16 protein-coding genes and 1 pseudogene are annotated in these 24,384 nt (G+C 43.2%); 13 read left to right on the plus strand and 4 right to left on the minus strand.

What is annotated here, in order from left to right; translation table 11 throughout:
- Positions 1-142 precede the first annotated feature (142 nt).
- From AC27EZ_RS10805 to AC27EZ_RS10815, 3 genes are read left to right on the plus strand one after another with little or no spacing between them, the layout of a single operon-like run.
- Positions 143-796, plus strand: coding sequence for a TonB family protein (locus tag AC27EZ_RS10805; protein ID WP_487135347.1), 654 nt, complete (start codon positions 143-145; stop codon positions 794-796).
- Positions 797-806: 10 nt separating this feature from the next.
- Positions 807-1,385 (plus strand): RNA polymerase sigma factor, encoded by a 579-nt coding sequence (locus tag AC27EZ_RS10810; protein WP_487135348.1) that lies wholly within the window; start codon positions 807-809, stop codon positions 1,383-1,385.
- Entirely contained in the window at positions 1,385-1,978 is a 594-nt protein-coding gene (locus tag AC27EZ_RS10815; RefSeq protein ID WP_487135349.1) for a hypothetical protein, read from the plus strand. The genes AC27EZ_RS10810 and AC27EZ_RS10815 overlap by 1 nt, the downstream gene beginning before the upstream one ends.
- A gap of 72 nt (positions 1,979-2,050) precedes the next feature.
- Here the strand turns inward: AC27EZ_RS10815 and cdd are convergent, their stop codons facing one another.
- The gene (cdd, locus tag AC27EZ_RS10820; protein WP_487135350.1) at positions 2,051-2,458 is read right to left on the minus strand and encodes a cytidine deaminase; all 408 of its coding nucleotides are present in this window, start codon (positions 2,456-2,458) and stop codon (positions 2,051-2,053) included.
- A 124-nt stretch (positions 2,459-2,582) separates the two neighbouring features.
- Here cdd and nlpI point away from each other — a divergent pair, with 124 nt between their 5' ends.
- A complete protein-coding gene (nlpI, locus tag AC27EZ_RS10825) occupies positions 2,583-3,479 on the plus strand; it encodes a lipoprotein NlpI (protein ID WP_487135351.1) in 897 nt (298 codons plus the stop codon).
- Between the two features lie 11 nt (positions 3,480-3,490).
- Complete coding sequence (locus AC27EZ_RS10830) at positions 3,491-5,062, plus strand: tetratricopeptide repeat protein (protein ID WP_487135352.1); 1,572 nt, start codon at positions 3,491-3,493, stop codon at positions 5,060-5,062.
- Positions 5,063-5,099: 37 nt separating this feature from the next.
- Here AC27EZ_RS10830 and cysZ read toward each other — a convergent pair whose 3' ends face one another.
- Positions 5,100-5,861 carry a sulfate transporter CysZ gene (gene cysZ / locus AC27EZ_RS10835; RefSeq protein WP_487135353.1) on the minus strand — a complete coding sequence of 254 codons (762 nt, stop codon included), beginning with the start codon at positions 5,859-5,861 and terminating at the stop codon, positions 5,100-5,102.
- 225 nt (positions 5,862-6,086) lie between these two features.
- On the opposite strand from cysZ, the gene smc reads away from it, so the two are divergent.
- The 4 genes and pseudogenes from smc (at position 6,087) to AC27EZ_RS10855 (ending at position 14,319) form a co-directional block, all read left to right on the plus strand.
- The gene (gene smc / locus AC27EZ_RS10840) at positions 6,087-9,548 is read left to right on the plus strand and encodes a chromosome segregation protein SMC (protein ID WP_487135354.1); all 3,462 of its coding nucleotides are present in this window, start codon (positions 6,087-6,089) and stop codon (positions 9,546-9,548) included.
- Between the two features lie 20 nt (positions 9,549-9,568).
- Positions 9,569-11,041 (plus strand): cell division protein ZipA, encoded by a 1,473-nt coding sequence (gene zipA, locus AC27EZ_RS10845; RefSeq protein ID WP_487135355.1) that lies wholly within the window; start codon positions 9,569-9,571, stop codon positions 11,039-11,041.
- A 127-nt stretch (positions 11,042-11,168) separates the two neighbouring features.
- Positions 11,169-12,197 (plus strand): annotated as a pseudogene (ligA, locus tag AC27EZ_RS10850) (NAD-dependent DNA ligase LigA); the annotation flags it as partial.
- 187 nt (positions 12,198-12,384) lie between these two features.
- Complete coding sequence (locus AC27EZ_RS10855; RefSeq protein WP_421131540.1) at positions 12,385-14,319, plus strand: BRCT domain-containing protein; 1,935 nt, start codon at positions 12,385-12,387, stop codon at positions 14,317-14,319.
- Positions 14,320-14,600: 281 nt separating this feature from the next.
- On the opposite strand, the gene AC27EZ_RS10860 is transcribed toward AC27EZ_RS10855, so the two are convergent.
- Both AC27EZ_RS10860 and AC27EZ_RS10865 read right to left on the minus strand, forming a co-directional pair.
- Positions 14,601-15,998 carry a heavy metal sensor histidine kinase gene (locus AC27EZ_RS10860; protein ID WP_487135356.1) on the minus strand — a complete coding sequence of 466 codons (1,398 nt, stop codon included), beginning with the start codon at positions 15,996-15,998 and terminating at the stop codon, positions 14,601-14,603.
- Positions 15,982-16,665 (minus strand): heavy metal response regulator transcription factor, encoded by a 684-nt coding sequence (locus tag AC27EZ_RS10865; protein ID WP_421131539.1) that lies wholly within the window; start codon positions 16,663-16,665, stop codon positions 15,982-15,984. The genes AC27EZ_RS10860 and AC27EZ_RS10865 overlap by 17 nt, the downstream gene beginning before the upstream one ends.
- A gap of 761 nt (positions 16,666-17,426) precedes the next feature.
- On the opposite strand from AC27EZ_RS10865, the gene AC27EZ_RS10870 reads away from it, so the two are divergent.
- From AC27EZ_RS10870 to AC27EZ_RS10885, 4 genes are read left to right on the plus strand one after another with little or no spacing between them, the layout of a single operon-like run.
- A complete protein-coding gene (locus AC27EZ_RS10870) occupies positions 17,427-17,951 on the plus strand; it encodes a DUF411 domain-containing protein (protein WP_421131538.1) in 525 nt (174 codons plus the stop codon).
- A complete protein-coding gene (locus tag AC27EZ_RS10875) occupies positions 17,951-19,312 on the plus strand; it encodes a TolC family protein (RefSeq protein ID WP_421131537.1) in 1,362 nt (453 codons plus the stop codon). Before AC27EZ_RS10870 ends, AC27EZ_RS10875 begins: the two co-directional genes overlap by 1 nt.
- Positions 19,309-21,141, plus strand: a complete 1,833-nt coding sequence (locus tag AC27EZ_RS10880; RefSeq protein ID WP_421131536.1) for an efflux RND transporter periplasmic adaptor subunit — start codon at positions 19,309-19,311, stop codon at positions 21,139-21,141. Before AC27EZ_RS10875 ends, AC27EZ_RS10880 begins: the two co-directional genes overlap by 4 nt.
- Complete coding sequence (locus AC27EZ_RS10885) at positions 21,138-24,275, plus strand: efflux RND transporter permease subunit (protein WP_421131535.1); 3,138 nt, start codon at positions 21,138-21,140, stop codon at positions 24,273-24,275. The genes AC27EZ_RS10880 and AC27EZ_RS10885 overlap by 4 nt, the downstream gene beginning before the upstream one ends.
- Positions 24,276-24,384 lie beyond the last annotated feature (109 nt).

The raw sequence follows: 24,384 nt of genomic DNA on the forward strand, positions 1-24,384 counted from the left end.
TGCATTAGGTCTGCCTCGTTTTCTTTCTTCTTTACGTTTTGTTTTATCGACGGTCTTGTTAACCGTCATTTAATATTCCTTCAAAAATATTCACCCCTTCTTCCGTAGTTGTGCGTTTAGTTAGAAAAAGAGGGGAAATACCATGCATACACTACACACGTTTTATTTTGACAATAGTGCGGATCGCAATAAATCGCTGAGACTGGCAGGTACTGTGGTAATTGGGGGCATTATTACGTTTTCTTTGTTTGCGATGATGGCAAAGCTTATAGAGCAAGATGGCCGGCCGCCAGAGCCTGAGGCGTACGTCACGCTAGGCCCATTAGTTCTAGCAATAGATGAGCCGAACACCATAGAACGACAGAAAATTAAGCCTATGGAAAAGCCTGTGGAAATGCCAAAAGTTCATCCTGAAAAGCCTGAGCCGGTACCCAATGATAATCAAAATGGGTTCGGCACGTTAACGCAGGTGCCTAAAAACGATATTAATGTTTCTATAAACTTGTCTGGTGGGCAAAGCGATATGCAGGCTTCACCTCAATTTCGGCGCGATCCAACGTATCCTGCGCAAGCGGCGCGTGAGGGCATTGAAGGATGGGTAAAACTTACATTCAATGTCTCTGCTAGTGGCAGTGTGGAAGATATTGTGGTGGTAGACGCAACCCCTAAAAACATCTTCAACAGAGCGGCGCGCCGTGCGCTATCTAAATGGAAATACAAACCGAAAATGGAAGGCGGAAAGCCTGTTCAACAAACGGGAATGGTAGTAGTGTTGGAGTTCGCGCTCGCGGAGTAAGGATGAGCTTATGAGTTATGCTGCTGGGATATTGATATCGTTGAAGGAACGCTTTGCACACGGTGCGCGTGGGGTATCAACGGCCGAGGGTTTAATGGATAGCTTCGTGAAAACGGGTGACGATACGGCGCTGTCAATGTTGTTCGATATGTATGCCAACAAGCTCTATTATTTTCTCGTGGTATTGTCCGACGCCGATTTGGCGGCGGACATTTCTCAAAAGACTTGGGTAAAAGTCATTGAGAAAAAGCACCTTTACAAGAAAGATACAAGCGTTGAAGCGTGGATTTTTACCATAGGTAGGCATGCGCTTATTGACGAACTACGCCGAACTAAACGCATACTTTATGACAGCGATATTACTGACGAACACACAAGCGATAATGCACCAAGCGGTAGTGTTGATGAAACAGATTTAAACAGCATGATGATGCGCTTGCCGTTTGTACAAAAAGAGGCGCTTTCTCTGCAATTAGAGGGGTTTAGTGTTAAGCAAATAAGTGAAATTTGCCATGCCCCTTCAGAGACGATTAAAACGCGAATTCGGTATGCGAAAGATAATCTCAAATCTTCATTGAGGAATAAATAATGGCAATGTCAGACGACGAACTTCAATCTGCTTACGAAAAAGAACAATGCAAGCATCGTGTACCTGGCCATATAAAGCATTCAACAATGGCCCATAACCGTCGCGTTAATAAACTCGAAGCATCAAAAGGGCTGCGCAGTGTATTCACTCCGCAGTGGGTGAGTTTCTCTGCGGCAGCATTTTCACTTGTGGTGTTATACGGCGTTTATCAATTGAGTGCGCAATATTCACAGGGTCTTGCGACAGCACCTATTAATGTTGCGGTCGAATATCATACGCTAGAGAACGAGATTGCTTCACGCAATACATACGCAAAACAGTTTAATGCTTATACAACAGACTATGCACGAGCCACTGAGCTTTCTGAACGCGTACTAACGAAACCGGTTACCCTTATTGCTAATGAAGGTGAATGGCAGTTCGTCGATTGCCAACAGCACACGATTATCCTTTCGGCCGCGCTTGTTAGTGCATTGAGTATGCAAGAGAGTATTCGAGGTGACATTGCCTTAGGTGCACAAGTTGCTATGTCGATGAACGAAAAAGGAAAAATTCTGCTCATCGAGCCTTCTTCAAAGCCATTGATGTGCTAATAGATACTGTAGAAGCTTCATAACACCTTTACGCCGAATAGGGGGATGACTATGCCATTCCCCAACCTACGTTTATTTATCTAAATCATGAGCTCTAAATGCATTAGGAAGTAATTCACCAATGGTCGTATCGTGCGTGTTGCCAGACTGCGTGACCATCGTGACACGAGTCTCGTCTGGTGCAAACTCCGCGATTTTCTGACGGCATCCTCCACACGGAAAACAAAAGTCTTCGTTCGGGCTTGCAATAACAATGTGGGCAATACGCTTAAATCCATTGGTGACCATGTTACCGATGGCTGTCGCTTCGGCACATTGGCCAAGAGGAAATGCGGCACTCTCAACGTTGCAGCCAGCAAAGATTTCACCGCTTGAAGTGACAAGTGCTGCACCGACTTTAAATGATGAATATGGAGAGTGAGAGTGGCGTTGTGCGTCAAATGCTAGTGTCGTTAATTGTTCTAATTTATTTTTACTCATGGGGACCTTTAATCACCGCCTGTTATCCTTTACTTTTTGTACCAAATGCGAGAAGGTTGGCGGCATTCAGCTGCGATATATATTACCGCGGATTTTTTTCCTACAATATAGAATGCTTTTTACCATGTGCAGAAACGTTAGTCTCACCTTTTTTTCTATTTTTGTTTTGTTTTTAGGCGGTTGCGCTAAAACATCTGTGGTAGTGGAAAAACCACAAATGGGTAATCTGCTACTTGCTGAACCTGCGCCGATTAACCCTCGCTCCGAAATGGCTATTGCGCGCTACAATCAAATCTTGTCGAGTACAGAGTTAAGTGAAAACGATAGGGCAGAGTTGTTTTTTCAAAGGGGAATGCTTTACGACAGTGTTGGGTTGGCTGGCTTAGCGCAGTTTGATTATAACCAAGCAATAAATATAAAACCAAACATGGCAGAAGCCTACAATTCACTCGGTATACATTATATTCAACAAAGTGATTTTTTACAGGCGTATGAAGCTTTCGACTCTACATTAGAAATCGATCCAGATTATACGTTTGCGTTTCTTAATCGAGGGATTGCCTTGTATTACGGCGGGCGTGCCGAGCTTGCTATTGATGATCTAACCCATTTCTCTGACTTAGACAATACCGATCCATTTAGGGTGCTGTGGACCTATTTTGCATATAACACGCTATCAACAGAGCAAGGTCAGCAGTATCTAATGAGCGTAAGGCCCAAGCTAGACAGTGAACACTGGGCAACGTCATTAATCGATTTGTTTTTAGGAGTTATTGACGAAAACCAAGTGCTTAACCAGCTCCTTAGTGGGGTTCGAAGTCAAAAAGCGCTTACGGATCGCTTATGCGAAGCGTATTTCTACTTAGGTAAGTATCACCTACAGGATGGTAATGAAGGTATTGCGTCTAATTACTTCAAACTTGCACTGAGCACCAATGTTTTCGATTACGTTGAACATCGGTACGCAAGGATGGAGTTGCACCGTCTCAGGCAGTCGTCGAATAATGATTCAAACGACTAACGCATTATAACATGCGAGGCCTTATTCTTGCGCTGGTAGCGCTTTGCTTGATAACTGGTGACAGCGGTCACTATATCGAACAGTTGTTACGTAATGCAGAGCATGCTAGCGCAATGCGTTCAAGCGTGCTTGTTTTAGACGACACAGCGCGCAGTGAACTTAACGCGTCAAATTCAAACGCTATCGCGCTTATTCCTCCTACAACAAATCAAGGTGAAACCATTCACCATGTTGCGCCGCTACTGTGGTCAGCGGCAAAGCAGGGAAGTATCGACGCACAAACGGCGCTTGTAACGCTGGCGTCTTCAACCTCATCAGAGTATTGGTTACGCAAAGTCGTATCACTAGGCAGCCCTCAAGCTGCGTGGGCGCTATACCAATTACTTAACGTTGACGGTAAAGGGGAACGTTTTATTGCACTGGCGGCGCAAGGCGGTGTCGCTGAAGCCCAGTTATCTTATGCAATGTCTACCGATAACCCAGAAGAGCGGGAAAGGTGGTTGGTCAAAGCTGCGAATAATGGCTATTCTCCAGCACAGGCCGCCCTCGCTGATTGGTACCTGTTAAGGGGAGAGTCACACAAAGCGAAACCTTGGCTTAAAATTACCGCGGATCTCGACCGCCAAAGTGCCTTTAAGTTTGCGCGTTTGTTGTGGGATGAAGGGGATAAACAACAAGCCATACATTATTTTAAGAAGTCTGCTAGCGAGGGGAATGAGCAGGCCAAACGTGCATTACATATTACACAGACCTACTCTGCGACGCGCCCTAAAAACGTGTCACAAATCGTGTGGCCAACCAACAAAATGTGTAAACAACGTATTCAGTTGTTTGGTACCTCGTTAGTTACTATGACACGGGCTGATTCACTTTATTCACAATATAAAAACGATGACAGACTCAAGGGCCTTTCTCTGTGTGTGAACGAACCTATTTGGTTAGAAAATGAAACGCTCACATGCAGCGCAAATTTTCAGAAAAGTGGTTTACTAGGCTGCAACATTACCCCGCTCGCTGAAGTCGCAAAGCGCTTTGATATCACACATGCCGTTATTGTCTCTGCACAGGGGAAGGCCAATGTGAGAAATGGCGTGATGTTTTTAGACATCACTGATGCTTATTCTGTTTTTGTGCATGAGCTCGCCCATTTCGCGGGCTTTGTAGACGAATATCCCCTTTCTAGCCGCGCGGCCAGAAGGTTGTGTACGGCGGATAGTATTGAAAACTTCACGCCTCCGAATCTTGTTGTTGACGGAGAGGTAACCTATCAGCCTCTTGAAACAGTTGATCGTTGGTTGATAAAACGTAATGCATCATTGGTTATCTCACCGTCAAAAACCTGTGAAGCTCTCGGTGTTAACAGCTACAAGCCAAGTAACTATATTACCTTTATGGAACATCACGACACTGGCCGTATACCAGCTATTTACTTGGCGCTCTGGGAGCAACAGCTACAGAATGAAAGCGCTCATCGCCCCATATCTATGAATTTTTTCCAAGCGTTTCACAAAGCTGGAAATACAAAAAAGGCGGGGGTGTGGCTTAATGTGTATGAGGAAAGGGATAGCACCACAGAGGAATAGAGAGTGGGCAGGCAATACCCACGGACTGTCTATATGCTTACTGTTGTGGTGAGCGCACAGTGTCTTTAAGTGCGCTAACCCACATAGACGTAGCACCACAAATAGCGACGGGCATTACAATGAAGTTTACGACGGGGATCAGTGAGAAAATGTTAACCATGATGCCGAAGCTCATTGCCTTACCTTTGTGTTCACCAAGATGCGAACGCATGCGAGAAAATGTGACTTTGTGGTTATCATAGGGGTAGTCACAATATTGAATTGCCATCATCCATGCAGAAAACAAAAACCATAAAATCTGACCAAAAATAGGCAGAAAAAAGAACAGTAGTAAAAAACCTGCTGCGCGAGGCAAATACCATAGAAGCTTGGCAAGTTCCCGACCTAGAGTTCTAGGAATATCCTTTACGAGTGCCAATACCCCGTCGTCACCGAGCGATTGCCCAGTTAGGTGGCGCTCTATTTTTTCTGACAGCACGCCATTGAATGGCGCCGCTATCCAATTGGCTAAGGTACCAAATATCAACGCAAATATAAGTAATACGCTAATCACGGCAAGTGGCCATAAGAAAAAGCTTGCGACAGTTTTAATCCAGCCAAGCCACTCGGGAATTAAGTTAATCACATAACTAATACCCACTTCTATTTGTCCATACAAAAAATAAAACGCAACAGAAAAAAGCACTAAATTAATCGCAAGAGGCACAAAAACGAAGCGCTTAAGCCCTTTGGTTTTTATAAGTGAAAACCCTTCGAAAAAATAGTGTACGCCACTGTGCGACCGACCACTTGAATTCATTATTACTCCTTGAAGGCATTTGAACGTATTCATAGTAACGGGTTTATTATATAAGTCACCGTTAATCACGTTAAATGGTAATTGTTACAAGCTGTTAGATTTGATAAAGTCACGCAATAAAAATAATAATGACGAACGTTTTAATGCGCTCTATGCACCGCGTAAGCCTCAGAAATTTATGTATATTTCCCACCGAATGGCTTTCATTTTTTATGGAGCATTAGTGTGAGACTCAAAAAGATAAAGCTAGCGGGTTTTAAATCCTTCGTCGAGCCTACTTCTATTCCATTTCCCGGTGATATGACCGCTGTAGTAGGGCCAAATGGCTGCGGCAAATCAAATGTCATCGATGCCGTTCGATGGGTGCTTGGCGAGAGTTCTGCCAAAAATCTTCGTGGCGATGCTATGACCGACGTTATTTTCAACGGTTCATCATCGCGAAAGCCTGTGGGTCAATGCAGCGTTGAACTTATTTTTGATAATAGCGCTGGGCGCATTGGTGGCGAGTTCGCCAATTATAATGAGCTGGCTGTTAAGCGATTAGTTACCAGAGATGCGCAATCTACGTATTTTTTAAACGGGACTAAGTGTCGTCGACGGGATGTTACCGACTTGTTCCTCGGTACCGGGTTAGGGCCTCGGTCTTATGCCATTATCGAGCAAGGAATGATTTCTCGTTTAATTGAGTCAAAGCCTCATGAACTGCGCGTATTCATCGAGGAGGCTGCTGGCATATCAAAGTACAAGGAACGCCGGCGCGAAACTGAAAACCGTATAAAACATACCCAAGATAATTTATCACGGCTGGACGATGTGCGCGACGAGCTCGCAAGTCAGCTTGCTAAACTTGAACGTCAAGCCGAAGCCGCAACACGTTATAAGGCACTCCGTGCAAAAGTAAGATTGCTTAAAGGTGAATTGCTTACGTTGCGTCTAATGAAAAATAATGAACAGTCAGACGCATTAAAAAAGCAAATTGATACATTACAGAAAACGTATGAAGAATATCAGGCTCGGCTTGGTGGCGAAGCCGCAGACACTGCTGCCCAGCGTGCTCAGGTTGAAGCGCTACATGCCGATATTGAGGATTATCAGCAGCAACTTTTTACCTGCAGTACCGCCATTACGCGACTTGAACAAAGTACATTGCATGCAAAGCAGCGAAAAGCCCAAATAGAAGATGAAATGGGAGCGCTTAGCCATAAACGCACATTGCTTATTACATCGCTTGATGACGCCAACCAAGCTACGCATTCATCGAACGCACAACTAAGTAATATAGAACCCGAAATGGCGTTAAAAGAAGCCGAGTTAGAAAGCGCGAAAATAAGCTTAGAAGACGCGGAGCAAGCTCTACGCGAGTTTAACCATGAAAGTCGTGACCATGAGCAGCACTATCATTCGCTCAAACGCAATGTTCAAGAGTGCCATAGCCAAATTCAGTCTACGATGAGCATGCAACTTCGAACGTCTCAGCGCATAAGCGAACTGAATGAAGAACTAAACCAAATCCAACAAAACGATGGCGCAGATCAGGTTTCAGAACTGCAACAGCAATTGAATGAGGCACGTGCGCAATTCGATGCGCTCGATGACCTGAGAGAAGATTCCTCTCACGCTTTCTCTGTCGCTTCCCAAACGCTAAGCGAGCACGCTGAGCAATGCGTAGTGCTAAGAGGAGAGCATCAAAAGTTGATGTCTACTATTGGCGCGTTAGAGGCACTTCAAGAAGATGCAGAACGCCGTACTTCTTTAGATGAAAGCCACTATTTGTCGCCGTTATGGCAAGGGTTGTCGGTACCTGAACAATATGAAGTCGCGGTAGAAAGTATCCTTAGCTATCTTAATCAACCGTTAGTAGGCAGCGATGAGCTAACGTTACCTAATCATGATGGGTTGCCCGCGTCGGCGCTTGTTATGACACAGCAGGCATTGACGACTAAGAAAACGGAAGGGACGTTAGCCTCGGTGATCGGCAGCGACCGCGTTCCACGTTTTTTCAATGCGATTTCTGTTGTTAATACAAAAGACGACGCGCTGGCATTGGCACCGTCGTTGTCTCTTCATCAAAGTGTTGTAAGCCTCGACGGTTTTTGGTGTGGTGTTGACTGGGTCATTCAACATGGTGATGTTGAAGACGGTGTTGTGCAGCGAAGCAATAAATTGATTGCGTTGAAGGCGTCTTTACAGCAGTGCGAGGCGGCGCTTGAAGCGGCGCAAGATGAACACGACAATACACAACAACGATTGCACGACGCAAAAATTAAAAAAGACCAACATGAGGCAGCATGTAGAGAGCAAGATAATGTCTGCACTCAGCTTGCTAATAAATTGGCGTTCATCGAAATGCAGATAGAGCAGTTTGCCTCGCGAGCAAAAACGGTTAAAGCTAACTTAGAAAAGCAAACCGCACTGCTTACCACAGAAGAGCAACAGCTTTCGGTTTTATCTGAAAAGTTAGAAGAAGTTGAGGGACAAATACTGGCGCACGAAGTTGATATCGCTCAAATGGAAGAAAAGCGCGAACATCATGAACAACATATCGTATCAATACGGCGACAAATAGATTTAATAACACAAGAAAATCATGAGCTTGTATTGAAAAAAAATAACCTGGTGAATCAGCGCACGCTGTATGAAGAGCAGGTAACGCGTAACCAGCAACAGCTAAAAGATTACGACAATCAGTATCAAAAATTGCGCGAAGAGCTTGATACATTAGTGATGCCTGAGGGGCAGCAGAAAGAAGAACTTCAACAATTGCTCGCACAAAAAACGCTGGTGGAAAATAAAAAACTTAGCAGTGAACAGGCACGCGGGCATCTTGATGCAGCGATAAAAGAAGCGGAAAAATCGCAAGGGGCATTGCAGAATGATATGCAGCGTTTACATGGCGATATTGAAAAATTAAATATAGAAGTTGAAGGCTTTAAAGTTCGCGCTAAGACGATCATTGAACAGTTAGCTGAAGGCAATTACGCTGTCGATGACATCTTATCCAGTTTACCTGATGAGGCTGATGAGGCACGCTGGGAGTCTGACCTCAACAGTGTGCAAGCGAACCTTAATCGTCTAGGCGCGGTAAACCTTGCGGCAGTGGAAGAGTTTGAAGAGCAGTCGGCACGCAAAAAGCATTTAGATATTCAGTATGGCGATCTTGTTGATGCGCTTGAAACGCTTCAATCGGCAATTCGCAAAATTGATAAAGAGACGAGAACGCGATTTGCGAATACCTTTGAACAAGTAAATGAAGATTTAAAACAATTGTTCCCTAAAGTGTTTGGAGGTGGCTCTGCATACTTGGCGCTAACCGATGATGATCTTCTTGAAACTGGCGTAACCATTATGGCGAGACCACCAGGTAAGAAAAATAGTACAATTCATCTGTTAAGCGGTGGAGAAAAAGCGCTAACCGCTTTATCATTGGTGTTTGCTATTTTTAGATTAAACCCAGCGCCGTTTTGTTTACTCGATGAAGTCGACGCACCATTAGATGACGCTAACGTAGGTCGTTTTTGTAATTTGGTGTCTGAGATGTCTCAAACGGTGCAGTTTATATATATCACCCATAATAAAATTGCGATGGAAATGGCAAGTCATCTGACTGGTGTAACCATGGCTGAACCAGGCGTATCAAGAATGGTTGCAGTAGATGTTGATGAAGCTATTGCATTCGCAGAAGCATAACAAAGGGCGACGAAGTTAAAATGGAAGATGAATTACGTCTATTTTTGCTCCTTATAGGAACAGTATTTATTCTTGCTGTGCTAGCGCACGGCATTTGGAAAATTCGAAAAACGAACCAGGATACTAAGAAAGCGCGTGTAGCGCCTCGTGTTGTTGAGGATGATGACGATGACGGACAGTATGATGGTAAAGAGGGGTTTGACGACCTTGGTTTAGGCGAAGTGCGTGTTGTCTCCTCTCACTCGGCGGGTTCTGAAGATAAGTCAAGTAAGGCAGGTGAACAGCCTGACACCCCCTATAGCAATGCGCAGAGCAATGTATTAGATGATCACAATGAAACTGACGCCGACACCACTGGCTCACAAAAGCAAAGCAATCAGAACACCGCTGAACGACCGGCTAATATAATTGGCAACGATGAGGTGATTACTGAAAAAAATGAGACGACAGCAAGCCAACGACCCTCTGAGCTAGTAAAAGAAAAGCTGTATGGGTCAGTCGTAACTAATCCAAAGCCTCACATGGCAAGCGGCATGAGCGGTATGCGAGCTGAGAATGGAAGCAGTTACGATGCCGTCGTTCCGTTTCCAGAGCCACCAGGTTTTTTATTGAAAGACGGTGAAACGTCGCAAGATAGCACTACGACAGACAATAGCGATAGTTTAAGCGAACACAACATTGTGCAGAGTGCTGATGCGGTACCGATGCGTACCGAACCTTTTTATCATACGGATACACAGGACGATGACGTCCCTGGAGTATCGACAACGCAAGAACCAGAAGTTGATGACTTCAGTCTTGACGCCCCTGAAACGCTTCAAAGTGGCGCGCCAGAAAAAATTGAAAGTGCGTCAGCGGCGGGTTTTCAAGAGCAGGGTAAGCGGTTAGCAAAATCGAAGCGAAGCAAAACGATAAGTCGTAAAGCGCGTCAAGAGCCTAACTTCGGTGATGATCAAATGCGAATCGATTTTGACGAAAGCCAAACTGACGCGCCTGTTGAACAGCCGCAATCAAGTTCGACAACATCGTCACAGAAAGACAAAACGGCCGACGTTGCACAAGAACAAGAAGTACTTGTATTGAACGTTCGTACTAAGGATGATGAACCTATTGCAGGGGCAGCCTTGTTACCCATGCTACTTACCCTTGGGTTTAAGTTTGGCGACCAAGATATCTTTCATCGGCACGTGAATGCCAATGGCAAGGGGCCGGTTTTGTTCAGTCTTGCGAATATGTTTAAGCCAGGTGTGTTCGATATTGACAGTTTAGAGAATTTCACCACACAAGGTGTTTCACTATTCATGATCCTGCCTATTGAAGGGGACCCTCATCAAGTATTCAATATGATGCATAATGCGGCACGTAAGCTTGCCGACGAATTTGATGCACAAGTACTCGATGGTCGTCGCAGCGTCTTAACCAAGCAAGGCCTGCAACAATACGTTGAGAAAATTAGAGAATTTGAACGAAAAAGAATGATTGCGCGTAGCTAATTATCGTCTTTTCTTTTAGTGACAGGGCGTGGAAATAACACGCCCTTTTTTATATTTAGCACACGAGCAGAGCTCATGTTTTCTGACGTGTATCGGTTAGCCCTTACTTTGTAGTAAAACTAAAATTATGTCTGAAAGTCTTCTTGAAGCAGAAAAACGGGTAGCAGCGCTTCGTGAACTGCTTAGCGAGTATAACTATCAATATTACGTGTTAGACGAACCATCAGTGCCTGATGCACAATATGACCGTGACATGCAGGCACTCATTGCATTGGAACAAGCACATCCATCGTTACAAAGCCCAAATTCGCCAAGTCAAAAAGTGGGCGGGCAAGCACTGGCTTCTTTTGAACAGGTGACACACGACGTGCCGATGCTTTCATTAGACAATGCGTTTGATGATGCTTCTTTATTGGCCTTTGAAAAGCGCATTAATGACAGGATCAATAACACCGATACGTTAACGTTTAGTTGCGAGCCAAAACTTGATGGTTTGGCTGTTAGCATTTTATATGAAAACGGTGAACTCGTTCGTGCTGCAACGCGAGGTGACGGACAAGTAGGCGAAAATATCACAGCCAATGTTCGTACCATCGCCAATATACCGCTTACGCTCAGAGGGGGTCATTGGCCTGAGCGCGTAGAAGTACGCGGAGAAGTCTTTATGCCGAAAGAGGGGTTTGAGGCCCTCAATAACCGGCAGCGTGAAAAAGGTGAAAAGGTATTTGCTAACCCTAGAAATGCAGCGGCCGGTAGTTTGAGGCAACTAGACTCAAAAATTACAGCCAAGCGTCCACTTATGTTTTATTCGTACTCTTTAGGCGTTGTTGCGCCAGACGACTTTGCTTTACCCAGTTCTCACAGCGCGCGATTGGCGCAGTTAGCACAATGGGGGCTGCCACTTTGTCCTGATATTAATACAGCACAAGGTGGTAATGGTTGCCTAGAGTACTACAACCATATCCTTGAAAAACGTGATGCGTTGCCATACGACATTGATGGTGTGGTATTTAAAGTGGATGACGTTGCGTTACAAGGCCGATTAGGGTTTGTTGCACGAGCACCTCGTTGGGCGATTGCACAAAAGTTTCCTGCGCAAGAAGAAGTTACCACCCTTATTGATGTTGAATACCAGGTTGGAAGAACGGGCGCAATGGGTGTCACCATGGACAAAATTGTTTCAAATAGATTTGTTCAAATACTCAAGTTACATTATTTAATTAATGTCTTCACAAAAGGTCTCAACGATACCCTTACATCGTTTTTCCAAACGGATATTTATCAGCCATCATTAGGATATAACAATACCACCTTAGTTGTTCGTTTAAATAGAGGGCTTTGATATGCTGAATATTGACTTTACCAAAGAACAATTGGAAATATTGAATGAGATAGGTGAAGAATTTAAGCCAGAAAAATTAGTATCGTTGTTCTCTCGGTCAGACTTAAATACTGAAGAGTTAGTATTTATTCTAAAAGCATCCAACGCCCTTTATCGGGCGGGTAGTCCGATTCTGTCAGATAAGCAATATGATATATACATTTCATTATTGCGAGATCAAAATCATCTTCATCCATACCTTAACACTGTTGAGCCAGAGCCTTTAATTGAGTCTAAAACAGTCGAACTTCCAGAAAGAATGTTGTCAACGGAAAAAGCATATTCACTTCAAGATATCGAGAAGTGGGTAAAGAGAATACAAAAAGCAGCTCAAGAGACGAATGTACCTGAAGAAGAGATTGATATTAGGGTGACACCTAAACTCGATGGTTATGCAGCCTTTGATGACGGTGATACTCTATATACCAGAGGGGATGGTTATAGAGGACAAGATGTAACAAGAGCATTTAAACGCGGATTGAAGGTAGCCAACTCCGGAGAGCGTGGTTTGGGGCCCGGTGAAATAGTTATTAAAAAAAGTTATTTCACTGAGGTACTCAGTAGTTATTTTGAAAATTCTAGAAATATCCAAGCCGCTATTATAGCTGAAAAGAAGGTTGATAACAGAATCCAGAAGGCTATAAAAGATGGCGCATGTGTATTTTATCCCTTCGCTCTTCTTAAAAATAATACAGTCAAAATTTCGGTGTTGATGGATGAGTTTGAATCAATCGTTGAGGGTATTTGGAGTTCGGTAGACTTTGATGTGGATGGTGTAATTTTAGAGACTACAAATGAGACTATTAAAAAGTATATGGGCGCGACAAGACGTAACCATAGGTGGCAAATAGCATTTAAAGTAAATGAAGAATCTGCAAATGTCGAAGTAGTTAGGGTTATACCACAAACATCAAGAACTGGAAGGATAGCACCTGTAGCCGAACTTGTGCCAACGAAATTAAGTGGAGTCACTATAAGCAGAGTGACAGTTCACCATTACAATATGGTCAAAACAAATGGCGTTGGAGCTGGCGCTATAATTAGGTTGGTGAGAAGTGGTTTAGTAATTCCCAAAATTGAAGAGGTCTTAACGAAGGTTGCACCTGATATTCCTGATTCATGCCCCAGTTGCGGATCTCATTTGTTGTGGGAATCAGATAATTTAATTTGTCCTAATAAAATAGACTGCCCCGCGCAAACTGAAAACACCTTAGTTCATTTTTTCAAAACTCTTGGTAATAATGATGGGTTTGGGTCTAAGACGATTGAAAAGCTGACCAGCTTTGGAGTTAAATATATCCATGAAATATATGGCTTAGAAGTTGACGATTTCTTAAGGATTGGCTTTGGTGAGAAGACGGCGATAAATTTATTTAATCAACTCCAAGCGAGCAGAAGTATTGAGATTGAAGACTGGCGATTCCTATCTGCGTTTGGGGTTAGCCGGTTAGGTTCAGGGAATTGCGAAAAACTTCTAGAACATCATTCATTAGTTAGTTTATTTGAACTCACAGTTTCTGACATGATCCAAATTGATGGATTCGCTGAAATTAGCGCTGAGGCTATTAAAGAGGGTTTAGAAAATATAAGGGAAGAATTTTTTAAGGTTTATGATTTAGGCTTTGCATTAAGACCAACAGCTATAGAAAATACTGAAAAATTGTCATCACCGATATCTGGAGCAATAATCGTTTTTACAGGCACTATGATTGAAGGTTCCCGATCTGATATGGAAAAGAATGCTAAAGCCTTAGGCGCAAAAGTTGGAAAATCGGTAACTTCAAAGACAACTTATCTTGTGACAGGCGATAAAGTTGGTGAAACTAAAATTAACGCAGCAAAAGAAAAAGGAGTAAAAGTTTTGTCAGAGCAGCAGTATCTTGATTTTATTAGGTAAAGCTCCTTTATTGATTTGGCGAAATGGGTAACACGGTTGTAAGAATACACGATAATTAAAATAGGTTTTCCCGTTAGTCAGACCAATAAATAATCTAACGACAAATTGGGCTCATGTAATGCAGCATGTTCAAAATAATTTTCATTTATTTTATTAATATTTGAACATGCTCTAATTAACATGTTCATAAGTCTTAATTTAATTCATATTGCGATCTCAATAAATAGCCCGATAAATTAGCAATTTTCCAAACATGATTACCCGTCGTCATCATCTTATTTTTAAGTATCGCTAAACTCGATAATAAAAACCGTCTTACTTTCATCTGATTCGACATACATATCGGCTCCATTGATTTTCATCACAGATTTAGCAATAGTCAATCCAAGGCCTGTACCTTGCCCATCTCTTTGTCGAGATGGGTCAACTCGATAGAAACGATTGAACAATTTGGGAATATGCTGAGGCTCAATTTTCTCCCCGTTATTTAACACCATTATTTTCTGCTTTTTTCCTTTGGACTCCGTTTTGATCTCTACCGTACTATTACTAGGAGCGTGTCTAATCGCATTTGAAATCAGATTTCCTATTGCCTGTCGGAACATGGTTTTATCGCATTGAATAGTAAGGGCGGATGCGGTGACTTGGATGTTTATATGCTTTTCGTCAGCGAGTAAATTAAAGTAATCGAGTAGGCTTGATATTTCCTGTTGAATATCTAAAGGTTCAATTGATGGCTTGATAAGACCGTGCTCGGTTTTAGCTAATAGCAGCATATCACTTACCATTTTCGTCATACGCTCATATTCTTCTAAATTCGAATAAAGTATGTCAGCATATTCGTCATTTGACCGAGCTTGTCCCAACATCACTTGGGTTTGGGTAGTTAAGCTAGTTATTGGGGTTCGTAATTCATGCGCGATATCGGCTGAGAAGTGGGATAGTTTTTCAAATCCATCCTCAAGCCGCTCAATCATGGTATTGAAAGAATTTACTAGAGTGATTAATTCTTCCGGTACCTCATCTGGGTTTAGTCGTATATCAAGATTATCGGCGGTGATGGTTTCAATTTTTCGCGTAAGCTTTCTTAATGGTGATAGGCTTCTGTAAATCGCAAAACGCGCAGCTAAGACTGTAATAATGCCCGAACAAATAATGATGCCAATAATCGATTTCAAAAGGCTGTTCATAAATGTCATATGAAATTCCATGTTTGAAGCAACGATGATGGTATAGCTAGTATCATGCGTGTTAAAACCTAATTTAATGGCTCTATGCATATGGTTTTCATCGCTAAATAACAGCATGTCTGCGGGATTAATTGATGTGTATGTTTTGGCTGTTTTAGGAAAGAAAGAAAAGTCGGCTCCTTCGCTTGAAAATATTGTATCTCCTTCGGCATCCTCAACATAATAGTACACACCATGATGACCTGAAACAGCCTGAAATAAAAGCTTACTGGGTTGTACTGACTGATTATGTGACTTTTCGAGCTTTAACTTAATGGCATGAAACACCTCATCAAGCTCGTCGGCATCTTGTTCTTGAAAATGATCTTCGATGGAGGTGACTACGAGTGCGCCCATAACGCACAAACACACGAAGATAGCTATTCCCACAAATACCATTGTTCGAAAGGAAATTGAGTACGGCTTTTGCCTTTTAATTTTGCTCTTCATCAGTTGTTAGCTTGTATCCCATACCACGAACCGTTTGAATCAATTTAGGGGAAAATGCATCATCAATCTTAGCTCTTAAGCGGCGTATCGCTACATCGATGACGTTTGTATCGCTGTCGAAATTAATATCCCATACTTGAGACGCAATCAACGAGCGAGGGAGCACCTCTCCTTGTCTTCTGACCATGAGTTCTAAAAGCGAAAACTCTTTTGTCGTCAAATTAATGGATTGGCCAGCGCGTTTTACAACACGAGACGGGATATCCATTTGTAAATCTGCGACTTGTAGCAGGTTGGCAGCTACTGTATTTCCTCTTCGAAAAAGGGTTCTGACTCTAGCCAACAATTCTGCAAAAGCAAAAGGCTTGACTAGATAATCGTCAGCGCCCAGCTCTAGACCCTTTACTCTGTCATTTACACTATCTCTCGCTGTCAAAAACAAGACCGGCGTTTGATTGCCAGATTGACGTAATGACTCTAAAATCCGCCAACCATTAATATCTGGGAGCATGACGTCTAATATTATTAGATTAAACTCGCCTGTCATCGCTTTATGATGACCGTCTAAACCATTGCGCACGAGTTCAATGACAAATCCAGACTCTGCTAGTCCTTGCTTTATATAGTCACCGATTTTCTTTTCATCCTCGACTACCAAAATTTTCATAGTTCACTCACGTCATGTTTAATGCGATTTCGGTACTTAGTGTTGCTAAATGTTTAACAAGTGGGTGTTCGAGATTGGATCTTGCAACTCGGGCCAACAAAACGTACCTCACTCACAAGCAATATATTCCAATGCATAAAAATAACCAACGATTGCTCTGACTAGATTACAACATTGTAATGAACAGGTAATCGCACTGCCATGTTGCTTAACTATACTCTTCAACTGGAACTATATTTAGAATACCTTATCAAAGTTATTTCAAGAATAGTAAAGTCGTATTAGATTATTCATTAAGGGTCGGTGTGGTCAGTAAATGCATTAAAACTGTTTTGCTTATAATATTTTTAAGCACTCAAGTTGCAGATTCGTTTGCGATGTCCAGCCCTGGCTGCGACATGCAAAACGACATGCATGAGCAACACCTTATGGATAACGACCACAATTCATCACAAAATAGTCATGAGACGAGTCAGATGGACGCGGATTGCTGTGGCGACGGGTGCGCTTGTCCACTAGGCATTGTGTCCATCGCGATGCTCGTGAATTTTGACATTTTAACTCCAATCGACTTCAAATCCCTCAAGCCCAACACTTTTATCACGGATGCAGACGACGCTGTCCTTGGTCGCTTGCAACGTCCCCCAAAACGCTCTTTAGCCTAACTCCAAAAATTTGGCGAAGCTCGTCAAAATTCCAATATCGAACGCCGCCCGATAAAGGCTGTGGCCGACATTTAAATTGTTAGAAAGAGAAATCAAATGAAGCCAATAAAATTGCTTTTTACTATATTAGTGCTGCTTATTTCAGTGACTATCGTCGTTGCATGCACAAATGAATCAGTTACTACTGAACAAAACAAGACCAATTCCCAAGATATTGAGTCGAGTTTAAAGTTGGACGTTTTTAAACGCGAGTCGTGTGGATGTTGTCAGGGATGGATTGATCATGCTGAATCGCAAGGCATCCAAACCGATGTAGATGATATTGTTTTTCTCACTACTAAAAAACAAGATCTCGGAATCGAACCAATGTACCGCTCCTGCCATACATCGGTGTCAACTGAAGGGTATGTTTTCGAAGGTCATATACCCGTCAAATTTATTGTTAAATACTTAGATAATGTTCCGCAAGGATCTATCGGCCTCTCAGTGCCGGGTATGCCTGTTGGCAGTCCAGGAATGGAGAACGGCGATCAATTCAGACCATATCAAGTGTTATTGCTCAAAGATGACGGTACAGCAGAGGTTTTTGCAGAGGTGAATTCGTATGAGGAGCAATTCTGATGAGTGCTTTTAAAGGCTTTGCATGCCTAATTTTGCTTGTTACAACAAGTAGTCAAATATCAGCAGAACAAAAGACCCCCCTTACTTTGCAGCAGGCTGTTGCCCAAGCTATTCAAAAGGACCCTTGGTTGGAAGGTAGCCAATATCGGGAAAACGCGACTATTTTTTCAAGTATCGCCGCAGATACTTTGCCTGATCCAGTTGTGTCATTAGGGTTGGCAAACGTCCCTACTGATGGTTTTGCATTCGACCAAGAGCCTATGACTCAAATTAAAGCGGGCATATCACAGGTGTTTCCTCGTGGAGAAAGCTTAAGTATTAGACGCAAGCAACTCGAAGAATTGGCGACGCAGCATCCATTTATGCGATTGGACAGAATGGCCAAAACACAAGTTGCCGTTTCTATGAAGTGGTTAGACGTTTATCAAGCGCAGCAAAGCATTTCGCTAATTGAGAAAGACAGATCTTTGTTTGAACAACTCAGTGAAATTGCAGAAGCGAATTACTCCTCTGCCGTCGGTAAAGTCAGGCAACAAGATATTATCCGAGCGCAGTTGGAACTAGCGCGACTTGAAGACAGACTCACAAAGCTATCTTCTCAAAAAGAAAGAGCCTCGGCCGAACTTTTAGAATGGTTGACCGGCGGCAATTCAGGCACGTTCAATAACTCGGTAAATGTTGCCTCTCTTGAACTACCAAAAACGTTGCCAGAAATTGAAGGAATAGAGAACGCCTACTACAAGATATTGAAAGCTAATAATCAACAAATGTTGGCAAATATACTTATCTCGCATCCTCTAATAAGAGCTGTTGAAAGCCGAATAAAGTCTAGTCAGACTGGCATTGAACTAGCGAAACAACAATACAAGCCGCAATGGGGAGTAAATGCCAGTTATGCATATCGAGCGGATGATCAAATGGACAGAAGCCGTGCAGATTTTCTTTCGATTGGCATTAGTTTTGACCTCCCCTTATTTACGGAAAATAAACAAGATAAAGAAGTAAGCGCCGCCGTTAACGAATCAGAAGCAATTAAAACTGAAAAGCGATTAGTGCTTAGAGGCATGCTTGCTCAACTGCAATCCATATTTGCAGCAAGAGAACGGCTGTTGGAGAGACAGACCTTATATCGCACGAATATTCTCCAGCAATCAAGCGAACAAGCCGAAGCCTCGTTAACAGCTTATACCAATGATGACGGTGATTTTGCTGAAGTTGTGAGAGCTAGGATTGCTGATCTAAATGCTCGTATTGACGCATTAGAAATCGAAGTCGAACTACTTAAAACAAACATTCAACTAAATTACTTTTTTTCTGAGCAGAGTCTTAAAGCTGTATCTGAATTTGGAGCAAACCAATGAAAACTGTTAACGCAATCGCTATAGGCGTAATAGCAGGCGCTGTAATGACAGCTCTGACCTACTCAATATTACCAAGCTCAAATGACTCACATGATAGTGAGGCGGATGCTGGAGAAAAGCAGCCTTTGTATTGGGTTGCGCCAATGGATCCAAACTATAGAAGAGATGAGCCTGGGAAGTCCCCTATGGGCATGGATTTAGTACCTGTTTACGAAGATGAACAAGGCGCTGGCGATAGCCCAGGTACGGTGAAGATTTCGCCAACTGTAGTGAACAATTTAGGTGTGCGTACTGCTAAAGTAGAAAAGCGGTCTTTGCACGTACCTATAAAAACAGTAGGTTATATCCAATATAATGAGGACACACTCGTTCATATTCACCCAAGGGTAGAGGGTTGGATAGATGAGCTATACGTAAAAGCAGCGGGCGAATATGTCAAAAAGGGCGAGCCACTATACGCGCTTTATTCTCCCGAACTTGTAAATGCTCAAGAAGAATATCTTATTGCCTTAAAACGCTCAAATAGGGAGCTGATAGAGGCTTCAAAAACAAGGTTAAAAGCGCTGCAAATGCCAGAATCTGGGATTCAATCGCTTATCTCAACTGGTAAAGTTCAGCAAACAATAACCTTCTATGCACCCCAAACTGGCTTTGTTGATAACTTGAATGTGCGTCAAGGGTTTTACGTAAAGCCAGGACTGACAATTTTATCAATTGGTGCCTTGGATAAAGTTTGGGTCGATGCTGAGGTGTTTGAGCGACAGTCTGCTCAAATTCAAGAGGGTTTGCCTGTGACTATGACTTTAGAATATCTCCCAGGTAAAGAGTGGACAGGAGAGGTTGATTATATCTATCCAACCCTAGATGAAACGACTAGGACGCTTAAAGTCAGGCTGAGATTTACCAATGATGATTATGCACTAAAACCTAACATGTTCGCTCAGGTAACGATCCATTCCGACTTAACAGGTGAGAATTTACTTGTGCCCTCTGAGGCGGTAATCAGAACTGGTAGCCAAGATAGAGTGGTTTTAGCACTTGGAGACGGTAAGTTTAAGTCGGTGTCAGTAGAAGTAGGACAGGTAGTTGATGAATATTCGGAGATCTTATCAGGCTTGAGACTAAACGACAAAATCGTTACGTCAGCACAATTCTTACTCGATTCAGAAAGCAGCATTAGTTCTGATTTCAAAAGGATGGAGGAGCCTGAAGCGACTGCGCAGTCGGTATATACCGAGGCGACCGTAAACAGCGTGATGACAGATCATAGAATGATAAATGTTGATCATGGCGCTATTGAAGAGTGGGAATGGCCGAGCATGACAATGGATTTCACCGTTGCCGAAAGCGTCGACATTAATGAGTTGAAAGCCGGCATGTCACTTCATATGGAAATCACTAAAACTGACTCTGGAAGTTTCGAAGTAACCACCGTTCATATCATGGATTCGATGAATGACATGGATAGCTCTGAGGAGAGCACTGATTCAGCTCATGACGTAATGCACAGTATGGAAGAGCCTATTATGTCGGTTTGGACAGAGGCAACCATAAATAACGTGATGATGGAGAGCAGAAAAATCAACGTTGATCACGGTCCTATTGATGAGTGGGAATGGCCGAGTATGACAATGGATTTCGATGTTGCCGATAGCGTTGCTATTGAAGAATTGAAAGCCGGTATGTCACTGCACATGGAAATTGTCAAAACCGACTCTGGAAGTTTTGAAGTGGCAACTGTCCACATCATGGGCTCGATGACAGACATGAACCATACCCAAGACATGGATCATTCTAATCATTCAGACCATCAAGGAGCTCATCAATGATAGCTGCCATAATTAGATGGTCGGTCAATAACCGATTTTTTGTTCTACTGGCTACGCTTATTCTCGTGGGTGGTGGGTTGTTTGCCATTAAAAACACGCCGGTTGATGCATTACCCGATTTGTCGGACGTACAGGTAATTATAAAAACTAGTTATCCAGGACAAGCGCCTCAAGTGGTAGAAGATCAAGTTACCTATCCTTTGACTACCGCAATGCTGTCAGTGCCCGGGGCACAAACAGTGAGAGGATATTCGTTTTTTGGCGATTCTTATGTCTACATCATCTTTGATGACGACACCGACTTGTACTGGGCGCGTAGTCGAGTGCTTGAATATTTATCGCAAGTTGCTCCTAATCTACCCGAAAACGCAAGACCACAATTGGGGCCAGATGCTACCGGCGTGGGTTGGGTTTATCTCTATGCACTTGTTGATAAAACGGGACAAAACGATATCAGCCAACTACGAAGCTTACAGGATTGGTTCCTTAAGTATGAGCTTCAAACGGTGCCAGGCGTTTCTGAAGTTTCAGCTATTGGAGGCATGGTAAAGCAATATCAAGTGCAGGTCGATCCGGAGAAGTTGCGAGCATATGGCATTCCGCTTTCTCACATTCAAACGGCGATTAAGCGCGGCAATCAGGAAGTAGGCGCATCGGTCATCGAAATGGCTGAAGCTGAATACATGGTCCGTGCCACAGGTTACATAGAGAGTAAAAGGGATATTGAGCTCATTCCTTTGGGTGTAAACGAAAATGGAACGCCGCTTTTGGTAAAAGACATTGCTGATGTTCGTCTTGGTCCACAGATGCGAAGGGGGGTAGCTGAGTTAAACGGTGAAGGGGAAACCGTTGGCGGTGTCGTTGTTATGCGCTTTGGTGAAAATGCGCAAAAAACGATTGACGGCGTCAAAGCAAAACTTGAAGACCTTAAAAAAGGCTTACCCGATGGGGTCGAAATTGTCACGGTTTACGATCGCTCTGCACTAATAGAAAGAGCGGTAGACAACCTTGCATCGAAATTAGTGGAAGAGTTTATCGTCGTTGCACTGGTGTGTATTGCATTCTTGTTTCATGTACGTTCGTCACTTGTTGCGATCATTAGTATTCCAGTAGGGATTATCACAGCAATTATCGTGATGTACATGCAAGGTATTAATGCCAACATCATGTCATTGGGTGGAATTGCTATTGCTATTGGTGCGATGAGCGACGGGGCGATTGTGATGATTGAGAATATGCATAAACACATGGAGCGCACCCCCTTAACCAAAGAGAATAGATGGCAAATAGTTGTGGATTCAGCATCTGAGGTGGGCCCTGCATTGTTTTTCAGTCTTCTAATTATAACAGTCAGTTTTGTGCCTGTGTTTACGCTTGAGGCACAAGAGGGGCGCATGTTTTCACCGCTTGCTTTTACCAAAACCTATGCAATGGCAGCCTCAGCAGCTCTTGCAATTACGCTTGTGCCCGTTCTTATGGGATATTTTGTGCGCGGTAAAATACTTGCTGAAAGCAAAAATCCAGTCAATCGTTTCTTAACTTTTTTGTACATGCCGACGCTTAGAACTGTTCTGCGTTTCCCTAAGGTAACGATGTTAGCTGCGGCTTTAGTACTAGCGATAGGTTTGTGGCCTGTGAACAAGATTGGCAGCGAGTTTATCCCACCTTTGGATGAGGGGGATTTGATGTACATGCCAACAACCTATGCGGGTATATCGATTGGCAAAGCCCGAGAGTTGTTGCAACAAACCAATAAACTGATCAAAACGGTCCCAGAAGTCGAAACCGTGTTTGGGAAAGTAGGTCGCGCTGATACCGCAACCGATCCGGCTCCTTTAACGATGATAGAAACCTTCATTCAATTAAAACCTAAAGAGGAGTGGCGAGAAGGCTTAACAACTGATGATTTAATAAAGGAGTTTGACTCAGTGGTCAAATTGCCGGGCCTAACGAATGCTTGGGTAATGCCAATTAAGACTAGAATTGACATGTTGGCAACAGGTATAAAGACGCCCGTTGGTATTAAAATTGGTGGCCCTGATCTCAAGGAAATTCAGAAAATCGGACAGCAAATTGAAATCATACTTTCCGATGTTAACGGCACTGCCTCTGTTTATTCTGAGCGTGTCGCAGGAGGACGTTATGTCAAAGTAGATATTCAGCGCGAAAAGGCAGCACGATATGGTCTAAACATCGCTGACGTCCAACAAGTTGTCTCAAGTGCTATCGGCGGGATGAATGTGACTCAGAGTGTTGAAGGTTTAGAGCGTTACCCTGTAAATGTTCGTTATCCTCAGTCTTATCGTTCATCGCCTGAGTCCTTATCTTTATTACCTATCGTTACACCACAGGGTAAACGAATTGCTTTGGCCGATGTGGCGGATGTGTATATTGAAGATGGTCCTCCAGGTATTAAAAGTGAAAATGCACGGCTTAATGGCTGGGTGTATGTGGATATCGATGGTGTAGATATTGGTTCCTATGTGGTTTCAGCCCAAAAAGCAGTGAGCGAGCAATTAGTCTTACCGGCAGGTTATTCGGTGAACTGGTCTGGACAATATGAGTATATGTTGCGGGCTAAAGAGAAATTAACCTATGTGGTTCCTTTGACCATAGCTATCATCGTTATTTTACTGTATCTCAACTTTCGCAACTTCATCGAAGTCGCGATCATTATGGGGACTTTACCACTGTCTATGGTGGGAAGTATCTGGCTGATGTACATAGAGGGTTTTAACTTTTCAGTTGCCGTCGGCGTCGGCTTCATTGCACTTGCAGGTGTTGCCGTAGAAATTGGCGTAATTATGCTTGTTTATTTAAATCAGGAGTATCAAGCCTTAATCGAAAAATGTAAATCTGAGGGCGTCAAACCCACCATAAACATGTTAACTGAAGCGGTTATTCATGGCTCTGGATTACGTGTCCGACCGGTTATGATGACCACAGCGACCATAATATTTGGCTTATTACCCGTACTTTACGGCTCAGGCACTGGGTCTGAAGTCATGAGTCGTATTGCTGCTCCGATGGTTGGTGGCATGGTTAGCGCTTTACTACTGACCTTGTTGGTTTTACCCGCAATTTATTTTCTGTGGAAGAGAAGGCAAATTCAACACTTGCCGGATACTTTCTGATGCTAGCTTCAAGCAAGGAACGACATTTCATAAGAGGACTATTGACATGTAGTAGCGTGGCGAACTTTTTCGCCCGCGACTATGCGTCTGTGAAATTCGGCCTATCACC

This window comes from Alteromonas sp. 4NH20-0056 (genome assembly GCF_057539655.1).